The sequence below is a fragment of the Nocardia sp. NPDC019219 genome (assembly GCF_040632645.1).
GTDB lineage: Bacteria > Actinomycetota > Actinomycetes > Mycobacteriales > Mycobacteriaceae > Nocardia > Nocardia sputorum.
Window position 1 is genome coordinate 281,290 of the sequence record NZ_JBEYCG010000005.1, and the last position, 13,976, is coordinate 295,265.

At 70.9% G+C, this 13,976-nt stretch carries 2 protein-coding genes (1 of these 2 running past the window's edge); both read right to left on the reverse strand.

What is annotated here, in order from left to right:
* The gene (locus ABZ552_RS12810) at positions 1 to 1,875 is read right to left on the reverse strand and encodes a thioesterase domain-containing protein (protein ID WP_281918571.1); all 1,875 of its coding nucleotides are present in this window, start codon (positions 1,873 to 1,875) and stop codon (positions 1 to 3) included.
* A protein-coding gene (locus ABZ552_RS12815) for a thioester reductase domain-containing protein (protein ID WP_357437101.1) crosses the window boundary here: on the reverse strand, positions 1,872 to 13,976 show its 3' portion. It continues 90 nt past the right edge of the window; only the last 12,105 of its 12,195 coding nucleotides appear in the window; its start codon lies beyond the right edge, outside the window; the stop codon is at positions 1,872 to 1,874. Before ABZ552_RS12815 ends, ABZ552_RS12810 begins: the two co-directional genes overlap by 4 nt.

A 13,976-nucleotide genomic window follows, 5' to 3' on the forward strand; every position in this document is an offset into this window, starting at 1 on the left:
TCAGGCGGGTACCGCGTCGGGGCGGACAGCGGCGAGCTTGTCCGCGAGCGAGGCGAGCAGCGCGGCGCGCTGCTCGACGAGAAAGAAATGGCCGCCGGGCAGCAGCTCGGTGGAGCGCAGCCCCGGCAGGACGTCGCGCCATGCCTCCAACTGGGTGACCGCGACCTGGCGGTCGTCGCGGCCGCCGAACAGGTGGGCCGGGCACGTCGGGGCGGCGGCGGGGGCGAAACGGTAGTCGTCGAAGATCTCGAAGTCGCTGCGCAGCGCGGGCAGGAACAGCGCCATCACCTCCGGCGTCTCACGCACCTCCGGCGGGATCCCGCCGTAATGGCCGACCGCGGCGGCGAACTCGTGATCCGGCAGTTGCGACAAACGGCCGGGCCTCGGTAGGTGCGGGGCCACCGCGCCGCCGAGGAACAGCGCCCGCGGCGCGACGCCCGCGGGCAGACGGCGGGCGACTTCGTAGGCGGTCAGCGCGCCGAGACTGTGGCCGAAGAATGCGAACGGCAGCTCGGTCAGGGGCAGCACCTGGGCCAGCGCGACGTCGACGAGGTCCGCGAAGCGGCGGATCGGTGTCTGCGCCAGATGCCGCTGCCGGGCGGGCAGTTCGATCACGCAGAGCTCCACCCAGTCGGGCAGGCTGCGCCGCCACGGGGTGTAGGCGGCGGCTTTGCCGCCGGCGAACGGCCAGCAGAACAACCGCAGGGCCGGGGCGCCAGCGGTCTTGCGATGGATGGTCAGCCCGCCCGTCTCGGCCGGGTGCGATGCGACGGGGGCGGCCGACGTTGCGACCGCAGCCGGAGCGATCACTACCGCAGCGGGTTCCGGTTCGATGGTGGCCGGAGGTGTCACCGGTGCGGCGACGTTGTCGGCCGGGATGCTTCCGAGCCCGGGGACGGCCGGTGGTGCCGCCGAATCCGGAGGAGTCGCGGCGCCAGTGGTGGTCGGGGCCGATTCCTCGAGGAGGGCACGCAGATCACCGACCGTCGCGATCCGGGACACCGGCGCATCCAGCGTCGCGAAGAACTTCGACAGCGGCGCGGACGGACCGACCTCGTAGCGCGGTGTGCTCGCGCGCAGTAGTGCGCGCATGTTCGCGGTCCAGCGCACCGGCGCGGAGATCTGGCGGACCAGATGCTCGGCGAGAGTTTCGGGCTGGTGGAACTCCCCGGTGTAGTTCGAGGTCACCGCGACCGCGCGCTCGGCGCGCATGCGCGGCGCGCAGTCGGCGAGGTGCCCGGCGAATTCGGCCTCGATGCCGCGCATCCAGCGGGAATGGAACGGCGCGCTCACCCGCAGCGCAACGAACCGCAGATCCGGATGACGTTCGGCGAGCAGGATGCGCGCGGCCGCGATCGCGTCGCGCGTACCGCTGATGACCAGCTGGTCGGTCGAATTGTCGTTGGCCACCTCGGCGCCCGCCTCGGCCACCAGTTCGGCCACCCCGGCGCCGGTGATGCCCGGCAGGATGAGGGCGGCCATCGCACCCGCGCCCTCCGGCACCGCGCGTTGCATCAGCGCGCCCCGCGTGCGCACGAGCCGGACCCCGTCGGCGAGTTCGAAGACGCCCGCCGCGACCAGCGCGGCATACTCGCCGAGACTGTGTCCGCCGAAAGACACTGCCTTGCTGTCGAATTCGGTTGCCAGCACTCGATAGGCGGCGATCTCCATCGTCAGCACGCACGGCTGGGTGTACTCCGTGCGATGCAGTCGCGGATCCCGCTCGGTGCAGATCCGCAGCAGGTCCTCGCCCACCGCGTCGCTCGCCTCGGTGAACGTGTCGCGTGCGACGCGGAATTCGGCGCAGAAGTCCGCTCCCATCCCGGTCCGCTGGGCGCCTTGCCCTGGGAAGACGACTGTGCACTCGGCGCTCATCGCAGCACCTCCGCGGTCGGCTCGGCCCCGCGCGGCGCGGGGATGTAGCCCACCTCGGCGCAGTGCGTGAGGTAGGTCCGCACCAGTTCCTCGGTCGGCGGGCAGTCGATGCCCGCCGCGCCGAGTACTCGCCGGGTGTAGGCGCAGTCGGCGTAGGAACTCTCCTCGTAGTGGATCGTGCCGAACAACTCGATGCCGTACTTGAACATCTCCAAGGTCTGGCTGTCGTAGACGTCGTCGGTGCCCAGCCGGTAGATCTGCCGGTCGGTGGCCCTGCGGTGGAATTCCTCGAGCGGCACCAGCTCCACTTCGTACCCGGCGCGCTGGACATAGCGCACCACGTCGTAATAGCGGCGGATGTCCGGATTGGTCAGGTGGTAGGTCTCGCGATAGGTGGGACGCTGCGTGGCGATGTGCACCATCGCGGCGCTGACGTAGTCGACCGGGGTGATGTCCCAGTGCACCGGCGTCAGCATCGTCTCGCCGGTCTCGATCATCGTCTTGAGGATGTCGTAGTACGCGCCTTTGACGCTGACCTCGGAGAACGGGTAACGGCCGGTGCGGCTGTCGCCCATGATGTTGCCCGGGCGCACGATGTCCCACAGCAGCCCGCGCTCGCTCGCCGCCCGGATCAGTTTCTCCGACTCGTACTTCGTCTGCTGATAGGGCAGATGGTCGTAACCCTGGCCCAGTTCGAGGTCGCGCTCGGTGAACGGCGGGTTGTTGAAGTTGAGCCGGTCGCCCAGCGCGCTGAAGCTCGACACGTACAGCAGGTACTTGCCGCGCGAACTGAGCGCGAATTCCACGGCGCGGCGGGTGCCTTCGACGTTGATCGGGGCCAGCGCGTCGTAGAAGGTGACCAAGGTGGTGCGGCCCGCGGCGTGGATGGTCAGGTCCACGTCGTCGGCCAGGCGCCGCCAGGTGACCTCGTCCAGGCCCAGTCGTTCACTGGAGACGTCGCCCAGCACCGTGGTGACGCGTTCGGCGAACGCCTCGTCCAGGGTCGCTTCCGGATCGTAGGTGCCGAGGAAGTGCTTGATCCGGCGCTCGGCCGCGGCCACGGTCTTGCCGCGCACCAGGCAGGTCACCCGCACATCGGTGCGGGTGAGCAGATCGTGCAGCAGCTTGCCGCCCAGCACACCGGTGACGCCGGTGATGAACACCGACCGCACCGGGATCGGGGCGTCCATGGTCACTACGGGGATGTCCTGCTGCGCAGCCGTGGCCGCGGCGACCGTGGTGGGGCGCGGCCCCTCCTGCGCCGCGCCGGTGATGATCCCTTCGTCCACCAGGTAGCCCGACAGCGACGCGATGGTCGGATACAGCTCGGTCGACTCCGCCGGGATCTTGACGTCGTAGTGCTTCATCAGGCGGTTGAGCATTCGGACGGTGGCCACCGAGTCGAACCCGAAGTCGGCGAACTCGGCGTCGAGATCGAGATCGTCCGGGTCGGTCTTGGTCAGATCGGCGAAGATGTCGCGGATGTGCTCGGCGAGCCGATCGCGCAACGCGCTGTCGGATTCGTCGCCGGACGGCTCGGTGCCGGCCGGTTCGGGGGAAACGACCGCAGGCGTCTCGACCGGTTCACTCGGAATAGCCTGCTGCGCACTGCCATTGGTGGCATGCCCGTTGCGCAGCTGCGCCTGCGGCACTTCCGTCTCCTGCGCGACGACCGTTTTCGCGACCACCTGCGCGGTCGGGTTCGTGCGCCGGCGATAGTCCGCGGGCACGATCCAGAACCTGCGCCGCGCGAACGGGTAACCGGGCAGGCCGACGATCCGGCCGAAGGGCTGCTCGTAGCCCTGTTCCCAGTCCACAGTCCATCCACCGGCCCACAGCTCGGCCACCCGCGGCAGGTTGCCCGAGCGCAGCAGCGCGCGCACTTCGGCGCGCTCGGCGTCCGACTCGCCGGGCAGTTCGTCGAGGTCGCGGTGGGTGCGGGCCACGCCGTGGAAGACCAGCAGCCCCTCAGCGGGTGCGGGCGCGCTGGAATCGGCGGTGCTGTCGAGCAAGGCGACCAGTTCGGCGGTGGAGGTGGCCACCACCGCGAGGCGATGGTCGAACGCGGCCCGGCCGACGGCCAGCGTCCACGCCACGTCGGGCAGCGACAGCGGGTGGTCGCGCAGCCGGTCGGCGGTGCGGGCGGCCAGTTCCGCGAGCCGGTCGGCGTCGCGCGCCGACAGCACCACGATCCTCGGTCGTCCGTCCTCTGGGGTCGGTGCGGTTGGCTCGGCGTCGGTGAGGATCAGGTGGGCGTTCGATCCGCCCGCGCCGAACGAGCTGACGGCGGTGACGCGCGGGCCCCCGTCATCGAGGCGCGGCCACGGCGTGGGCCGATCGATGACGCGGAACGGTGTCGCCGCGAAGTCGATTCCCGGGTTCGGCGGGTCGCTGTGCAGGTTGGGTGCGATGGTGTCGTGGCGCAGTTGTAGCAGCGCCTTGACCACGCCCGCCGCGCCCGCCGCTGCCTCCAGATGCCCCACACTGGATTTCGCCGAGCCGATGCCGCAGTAGCCGCGCTCGGCCGTCGAGCGGCGATACGCCTTGGTCAGCGCCGCGATCTCGATGGGATCGCCCAGCGCGGTCCCGGTGCCGTGGGCCTCCACATAGCCGATGTCGCCCGCGTCGACGCGCGCCGCGGTCAGCGCCCGGCCGATGAGATCGGCTTGGGCGACGGGGTTGGGGACGGTGAAACCGTTCGTGCGTCCGCCGTGGTTGAGCGTGCTGCCCCGGATCACCCCGTGGATGCGGTCACCGTCGGCGCGGGCATGCCGCAGCGGTTTGAGCACGAGGGTGACCACCCCCTCGCCCGGCACGTAGCCGTCACCGCCCGCTCCGAACGATCGGCAGCGGCCGTCGGTGGATGCCCAGCGGCCGTAGCCCAGCAGCAGGTATTTGCCGGGGTGGATCGACACGTTCACCCCGCCGGCCAGGGCGTAGGCCGCTTCGCCGCGGCGCAGGCTCTCGCATGCCAGATGCAGCGCGGTCAGCGACGCCGAGCACGCCGTGTCCACCGCGAGACTGGGGCCGTTGAACCCGAGGTGGTAGGAGACCCGGTTCGCCACCGCGAAGTATCCCGAGATCGGCACGCCGACGAACGCCTGGTATTCGGCGTAACCCACCCCGGCGAAGACTCCGGCATCGGGCAGGCCGCGTGCGGCGGCGCTGCGGCGCACGCGATCCGGTGAGTAACCCGCGTCTTCCAGCGCGGCCCAGGAGGTCTCCAGGAACAGCCGTTGCTGCGGGTCCATCTCCTCGGCGTCCTTGGGGGTGATGCCGAAGAAGCGGGCGTCGAACTTGTCCACGTCGTCGAGGAATCCGCCCCAGCGCGCGTAGGTGGTGCCGGGTTCGTCCGGGTCGTCGGAGAGGTATTCGCGGTGGTCCCAGCGTTGCGGTGGGACCTCGACGATGCAGTCGCGGCCGGCGACCAAGTTGGCCCAGAACTCGTCGATGTCCCCCGCCATCGGGAACTTGCCCGCCATGCCGATGACGGCGATGTCCTCGGCGTCGTCCGCGCTGTCGGGCGCGGAGGTGGAGGCCGCCGTGTGCGCGGGTGCGACGACGTCGCCGGATGAGGTCGTCTCCGGCTTCGAATCGGTGAGCGCGGCCAGGTGCGGCGCGTGCTCGTCGGCGAGATAGCCCGCGAGGTCGCGGACGGTCTGGTATTCGAAGAACAGGGTGCTGGGCAGCGGGCCGAAATCGGTTTCCAGCCGGTCGTTCATCTTGCTGATGAGGACCGAGTCGATGCCATAGTCCTGCAACGGGATACGGGTGCGGATCCGTTGCGGGTCGAGTCGGCAGTATTCGGCGAGCAGACCTTTGAGGTAGGTCTCGGCGGACTGCCGCAAAGGCAGGGAACCCGGCGAGGTGGATCCGGCATCAGGCGTGAATCCGTGAGCCGCGTGGTCGGCTTCGTTGCGGAGCACGCTGTCATGGGGCGGAGCAGCCGTCGCGGGTGTCTTGTCGGCAATCTCCGAGGGTGCCGAGATGTTTTCGAGAACCGGCTCGGCCGTGGGCGGGGCGGGAAGCATTCCCTCGGCGCTGTCGGACACCCGCAGCTTTCGCGGTGCCGCGCCGGTCGACGGGCTCGTTGCACGCATCGCGGCGAGGCCCGGTGCTTCGCTGTCGGCCGGTTGGGAGACCCCTCGCCGCGAGCGCCCGACCGCAGCCGGCCGCGTGGACGAAGACGCACCCACCTCCGGCGCCCAGCACCTTTCCCGGTCGAACTCGTACCCAGGCAGGTGAATACGGCGCGCGGCGGGATCGGTCCAGCCCGCGTATTCGACCTGAACCCCTTCGACCCACGCCTGTGCCGCCGCTGCCGGGTCGTTCAGCACAGTGGCTCCGGTTCGCTCAGCGGGGGCGTCGATCGTGCCGGTGAAGACCCCGGCGGGCCGATCACCCTCGGCGAAGGCGGCGAGCCGGGCCGCGACGGCGTCCACCGTGTCCGCGACCACCGCGAGGCGATGCTCGAAGCCGCTGCGCCCGAACGCCAGCGTGCGCGCGACATCCGCGAGCACCGCATCCGGATGCGCGGACAGATACCTGCGCAGCGAGCGCGCCATCCGGGTCAAGCTGGTCGTACTGCGCGCGGAGAGCACGATGACCTGCGGTGCGCCCGGCGCGGCAGGCCCGGCGGCTGCCACGGCCGGAGCGTCGTCGACCACCAGGTGCGCGTTGGTGCCGCTGAATCCGAAGGAACTGATCGCGGCTCGCCGGGGTGAACCGTCCCATGCGCGCAGTTCGGTGTTGACGAAGAACGGTGAATCAGCCAGCCCGAGCAGCGGGTTCACCGCGGCGACGTGCAGCGACGGCGGCAACTGTCGGGCGCGCATCGCCAGCAGCACCTTGAACAGACTCGCCATGCCCGCGGCGTGCGAGGCGTGCCCGATATTGGATTTCACCGATCCCACCGGGATGGCGCCGACCGTGCCGGTGTAGCGGCGGAAGGCGGCGGTGAGCGCTTCGATTTCGATCGGATCGCCCAAACGCGTCCCCGTGCCGTGCGTTTCGACGTAGCCGATGGTGGACGGATCGATCCCGCCGTCGCGATACACCGCCAGCTCCAGCTCGGTTTGCGAGCGCACACTCGGCGCGGTGATGCCATTGGTGCGGCCGTCGTGATTGACGCCGATCCCGCGGATCACCCCGTGGATCGGGTCGCCGTCGCGTTCGGCGGCGGCCAGCGGCTTGAGCACGACCACACCGACGCCCTCGGCGATCACGAAACCGTCGGCGTCGGCGTCGAAGCTCGCGCACCGCCCGCGCGGCGACAGCATGCCCATCGACGAGGCGAGCAGGTGGTATTCGGGCGTCACGAACACCGCGACACCACCGGCCAGCGCGAGTTCCGACTCGCCCGAAGCGAGGCTGCGGCAGGCTTGGTGCAGCGCGACCAGCGCGGAGGAACACGCGGTGTCCAACCCGATACACGGACCGGTCAAATCCAGGTGATACGCCACCCGGGCGGGCAGGATGGCCGGGCTGTTGCCGGTGAACAGGTGATGAGACCCGACCGTTCCACTGTTGCGCAGCAGGGTGGCGTAGTCCGACCCCGGCGACCCGGCGAACACACCGCACCGGCTGCGCCGCAACGACTTCGGGTCGATGGCGGCATCTTCCAGGGCCAGCCAGCTGTGTTCCAGGAACAACCGCTGCTGCGGGTCCATGTAGTCGGCTTCGGCGGGCACCAGGTCGAAGAACGCCGGATCGAACTGCTCGACGCCGTCGAGGAAGCCGCCCCACTTGGAGTAGGTCTTGCCCGGTGTGGCCGGCCCCGGCCGGAAGTGATCGGCGATCGGCCAGCGCGTCGCGGGGATCTCGGTCACCGCGTCGTGCCCGGCGGCGAGATTGCGCCAGAACTCGTCGAGGTTCGCCGCGCCCGGGAACTGCCCGGACATGCCGATGATGGCGACGTCCATCGATGCCGACCTCTCGCTGGGCCGCTCGGCGGCGGTTCGGGTGCCGGGCGTCGGCAGGTTCGAGACGGGCGCTGTCCGGGCGCGCGCTGGTGCCCCGGATGCGCTCGTCGCCTCAGCGCCCTCTTGGGCCAGGCGAGCGCTGAGCAGCCGTACCGACGGATGGTCGAACACCACCGTCGGGCGTAGCGCCAGGCCGTACCGGGCGTTGACCCGGTCGATGATCTTCACCGCGAGTATGGAGTCGACCCCGTACTCCGAAAGCGGCAGATCCACCCGCACCTCGCTGCGTGCCACGCCGAGTCCGTCAGCGACTATGGCGGTGAGCTCGGCCTCGAGCGCCTGGGCAGTGCCGGGCTGTGAAGGTGCGGTCACCACCGTGGGTTCGGTCCGCGTCTCGGCCGCTGGTCGGGCGGCGTCTGCTGGGTGGAGCGGCGCGACGGGGGCCGACTCCACGGCAAGCGCGGGGTGGACCTGCGGATCGGCGGCGACTGTCGGCTGAGACTGCACGCCGGAGACAGCCGTGGGCTGGACCTGCAATTCGGCGGCGACCGTGGGTTGGACCTGCGGATCGGCGGCAACTGTCGGCTGAGACTGCGCACCGGAGACGAGCGCAGGCTCGACGTGCAATTCGGCGGCGGCCGCAGGCTCGAGTTCCGCGGCGGCGGCGACCGCCGAGCGAGACTGCGCGGCGGCGGGAACGGAGGCGCTGACCGCGGCGAGCAGACGGAAACTCGGCTCCGGATCCGTGGACAGGCCGGGCCCCCACGAGCGGATCCCGGTGAAGCCCGCTGCGGCCAGCGCCGCCTGCCATTGGGACTCGGACAGCAACGGCGAGTGCGGAAGCCGCACCTCCGGATCGCGGTAGGCGTGCCAGCCTTCCAGCAGCCCGAAGGTCAGCGCGAGGACCTCGAGGTCGGTGGTCGCCTCCGTGCACGCGAGCACGCCGCCGGGCGCCAGCAGCCGCCGGACGTTGCGCAGCGTCGTGCCGATCGACCGCGTCGCGTGCAGGACGTTGGCGCAGAGCACCAGGTCGGCCTCATGCGCGGGGAATCCCTGCGCTACCGGATCGGCTTCGATGTCCAGCACCGTGAAACGCAGGTTCTCGCGCGTACCGAAGGTGCGTCGTCCGTGCGCGACGAAACTGTGCGACACGTCGGTGTAGTGGTAGTCGAACGCGATCGCGCGCTCGGTGAGCGCGTCGAGTACCGCGTGCGTGGAACCTCCGGTGCCCGCGCCGATTTCGATGATGCGCAGCGGCCGCGCCGGGCCCGGCGGCTGCGCTACCGCCGACACCAACCCGGCGAGCAAGCCGTTGGTGAAATCGTAAGCTGCGTTGCCACGGTAGATCGCGCCCACCAGTTCGAGGTCGCCGCCGGGGAACAGCACCTCCGTCGCGGACAGCTCGCCGCGTAGGACGCGCGGATACGCGGCCAGGCAGGCGTCCAGCAATGTCACATACGGCTGGGTTTCCGGGAAGCGCGCGAGCAGGTCGGCGCGCATCCCGCCGGTCCCGGGTGGCGGGCCGGGAACCACGATCCGGCCGTCCTGCGAGCGCACCAGCTCGTGTCGCCGCAGGATGTCCAGGCAGCTGGTGCGCAGTCGGTCGAACTCGGGTCGTATGCCCAGGCGCGCGTCCACCGACCGCGCGGTCCACTCCCCCGGCGTGAGTCCCATGCCGGCGAGCGTGGCGAACAGCCGCATCGCCGCGTAGCGGCCGAGTTCGGCCTTGCCGGGCTCCACGACGCCCGCAGGCTCGACGGCCGCCTCGAACCGCTGCACCGCGGCGTCGAACCCCGAGCGCGGTGGTGCGATGATCCAGTAATCGGTGCGCTCGAAGGGATAGCCGGGCAACGGGATCCGGCGCAGCGGCCCGCCGCGCCCACGCCAGTCGACCTCCGCGCCGGCGACCCACCGGCGGGCCAGCTCCTGGTCGTCGGACGTGGGCGCGGAGAGCGTCGGCCGGGTCTGCGCGTCGACGGTGCCGGTCACCACGGGACCGAGCTGGTCGGTGCGGAACTGGTCGAGCGCGTCGGCCACCTCGGCGGGTGCGGACGCGACGACCGCCAGACGATGCGCGAGCGCGGGCCTGCCCACCTGCAAGGTGCGCACGGCGTCGCGGAAATCCGCGGGATCGAGGGTGCGGAAGTGCCGGGCCATGGTCTCGGCGTAGCGGCGCAGTCGCTCGGGAGTGCGCGCCGACAGCACGAAGATCTCCGGTTCACCCGTGGCGGCCGGGCGAACGCGGTCGTCGAGGTATTCGGCCAGCACCACATGGGCGTTGGCGCCGCCCGCGCCGAACGCGCTGATGCCGGCGTGACGCGCCACGGCGACGCCGTCGATGGTGCGGCGCGGCCACTCCTGCACTTCGCGCGGCAGGCGGAACGGCACCGAATTGAACGCGATGGCCGGATTTGCCTGTTCGGCGTGCAGCGTCGGCGCGATCCGGCCGTGACGCATCTGCAACAGCACCCGGGTCAGGCCCGCGACACCGGCGGCCGCTTCCAAGTGGCCGATGTTCGACTTCGTCGACCCCAGAGCGCGGGAGTGCCCGGCTCCGGGGGACCTCCCGAAAGCGGCAGCGAGCCCCGCGATTTCGATGGGGTCGCCGAGCGGGGTCCCCGTGCCGTGCGCCTCGAGGTAGTCGATCGCGGTGGGGTCGACCCCGGCCGCGCGCAGGGCCTCACCGATCACCTCGGCCTGCGCGCCCGGGTGCGGCACGCTGTATCCGGAGGTCTGGCCACCGTGGTTGACCGCGCTGCCGAGAATCAGTCCGTGGATGGTGTCGCCGTCGGCGCGGGCGGCCGACAGCGGTTTCAGATACAAGGCGCCGACTCCTTCGCCGGGCACGTAACCGTCGGCCGCGGCGGCGAAGGGCCGGCACCGTCCGGTGTCGGACATCATGCCCAAGCTGTGCAGCAGCCGGAATTTGTCCTCGTGCAGCAGCAGATTCACCCCGCCCACCAGCGCCGCGTCGCATTCGCCGTCGAGCAGGCTGCGCCGCGCCAGATGCAGCGCGGTCAGCGACGCCGAGCAGGCGGTGTCCACGGTGATGCTGGGCCCGCGCAGCCCGAGGGTGTAGGAGGTGCGGTTGGCGATGGACGACGGGATCGAGGCCACCGCGACCGGATCGCCCTCGCGGGCGGCCGCGACCCCGAGCAATCGGTAGTCGCTCCAGGTGGAGCCCACGAACACGCCGACGCGGCGATCCCGCACGGCCGGATCGGTGTGGTGGTAGCCTGCGTGCTCCAGCGCCGCGTACGCCTGCTGCAGGAACAGCCGCTCCTGGGGGTCCAGCAGCGGCGCCTGGACGGGCGGGATGCGGAAGAACTGCGGGTCGAAACCGCCTACGTCACGGAGGAATCCGCCGATCATCGGGGGCGCGCCGGGCGCGTCCCCGGCGGCGGTGAGCCACCAGCGTTCGGCGGGGACGGGACCGACCGCGTCGTGTCCGTCGCGCAGATTCCGCCAGAACTCCTCGATGTCCTCCGCGTCCGGGTAGCGACCGCTGATCCCGACGATCGCGATGGGCTCCGCGACGGACCGGCGATGTGCAGCCGGCGAGGGCTCGATGACGGCGGCGGTCGGCCGTGCGGCTGCCGGTTGCAGTCGCGCGCGCAGCGCCTCGGGCTCACCCCACACCGTGGCCAAGTGCGCGCGGTTCAGCGTGGCACAGGACACCAGCAGGTCCAGGCCGGTCGCGGTCGGCAGCAGTCCCACACCGGCCCGCCGCAGCGCGGCGATCTGTTCGGCGGGTGGACGCATGCCGCCCTCGGCCCACAGCGGCCAGCCCACACTGATGGTTCTGCTTCCGGACTGATCGCGCTGTTCGGCGAAGACGTCCAGATAGCGGTTGGCCGCCGCGTAATCCGCTTGCCCGGGGTTGCCCAGCACTGCGGAGACCGACGAGAACAACACCGTCAGGCGGACCTCCGGCAGCGCCCGCGTCAAATGCGTGACGCCGTAGACCTTCGGCGCCAGCACGGATATCGCGTCGTCACGGCCGGTGCCCGCCAACAGTCCGTCGCGCAGTTGTCCCGCCCCGTGATACAGCACCTCGACGGGTCCGAACGTGGCGTGGGCGATCGCGGCGACGCGGTCGGCATCCGCGGCGACCGACACGTCGGCGCGCACGTGCACCGCTTCCGCGCCGAGGTCGCCGAGTTCGGCGAGCAGCGCGGCGGCCGCCGCGTCGAGCGGGCGGCGCGATACCAGCACCATCCGGGCGCCGCACTCGGTGGCGAGGCGGCGGGCCAGCTGCCGGCCGATTCCGCCGAATCCGCCGGTGATCACGACAACCGACCCAGGGCGCGGCACCGCGTCGCCGGAACTCGGCGTGGTGTCGGCGAGCAGCCGGGACCGGCGGATCTGGCGTCGCCCGCCGAGATAGCGGATCTCGGTGGCTGAGTCGCGTTCGTCGACGCCGAGTTCGGTGGCCACGATGTTCTCGATCGCACCGCCGGGCTCGCGCTGGACGGCCCGCAGGATCGGTTGTGGCTGCTCGAGCCGCAGGGTGCGCGCCAAACCGCCCAGGAGCGCGCAGGTCGATTCACCTGCGGGTGTGGCGGGCGTGAGAGCGAGTATCCGGCGCATCGGCGGTTCGGGCGCCGCCGCGGCGGCACGCAGCAGATCACGCAGCGGCAGGTACACCCGTTCGATCAAGCCTTGCGGGTCGGTGTCGGTCACCGCTTCGGGCCACAGATACAACGCGGCGTCGAAGCGCACTCGCCGCGACGCCAGTTGAGCGACCAGCCGCTCCATGTGTTCTGGGTTCGCCGGGTCGACGTCGAACCGGTCTGTTCCCGCCACGAACTCGTTGCCGGGGCGAACGCGGACGGCCGTGGCCGCGCCGTGCGGGTAAGGGTGGTCAGCGGTATCGAAGACGAGCAAAGCGGCCGGTTCGCGACGTGGGTGCGCGGCGGGGTCGGGCTCCCAGTCGAATCCGAAGGCGATCAGGTCGTCCACGGCTGGGACCGAGGCGGATACCACCGGCGTGGCGACTGCTTCCGATGTCTTGGCGCTGGTACTCGATTGTGTTGCGTTCGGAACTGATTCAGTTGGGTGAGCATCTATTCGAACAGGCGTTGCCGAGGGGACGGCGGTGTCACCGGGCCGGTAGTTCGCGCCGACGATCTCGGAGAGGTGCCCGGCGAGCGCCTCGATGGTCTGGTACTCGAACAACAACGTCGGGTAGAGCGGCTCACCGACCCGCGCCTCCAGCTCCGCGGTCAACCGCAGCAGGCGACCGGAATCCAAGCCGAGCTCGTAGAACCCCACGTCCGTCGCGATGCCTGCGGGCTCGGCGCCGAGTTCGCCCGCGACGAGCGCGGCCAAGTCGGCGGCGATCACCGCACGTGCGTCGCCCAGAGGGACGGCCGCGGCCGCAGCGGTGGGCGCGGCCGGTCGCTGCGGGGACGCCGCCTCCGGCTGGGTCAGCAACCGCTGGATGTCGGCGCTGCCACGCACACGCTTGGACGTCAGCCGATACCGCGCCACCGGTGCCCCGTCCGGATCGTAGAGCGCCACCTCGGCTTCGAGCAGATCCCCACCGTGCCCACCGCGCAGCGAGGCCCGCACGAAGACCTCCTCGGGAGTGGCCCGCCAGGCGCGCACGTCACCGAAATAGATCGGGATGAACGCGCTGTCGTCGTCCACGCCGAGCCGGTGCGGGTCGATGAACGGCACGATCGTGGAGGCGTCCAAGAAGGTGGGATGCAGCAGGAAACCGGGGAGATGCGCGGCCGCCTCGGTGCCGAGACCCAGCGTCGCGGTGACCACGTCGTCTCGGCGGGCGAAATGCCCGGTGGCGCGCATGAACGCGCGATGCTCGATACCCCGGCTCCCGCTTTGGGCATACATCTCGGCGATACCGCGCGCCAGCGCCGCACGGAATCCGGTGACATCGATTCCTTGCGGCTCGTCCGCTGACTCCGTCTGCTGGGCAACGCATTCCGCTACCAGCTCGACCGCCCCGACCGGCACGCCCGCGGCATCCAAACGCTGTACGTCGATGGCGATCCGGCCGGTCGGGCGATCGACCCGGAACGCGATGCGTGCCGCGCCGTCGTCGGCGAGGGCGACCGGACGCTGGAACAACGCTTCCCGGATCGTCAGGTCACCGGGCTGGTAACCGGCGGCCATCGCCGCGCGCAGGATCATGTCGAGATACACCACGCCCGGCAG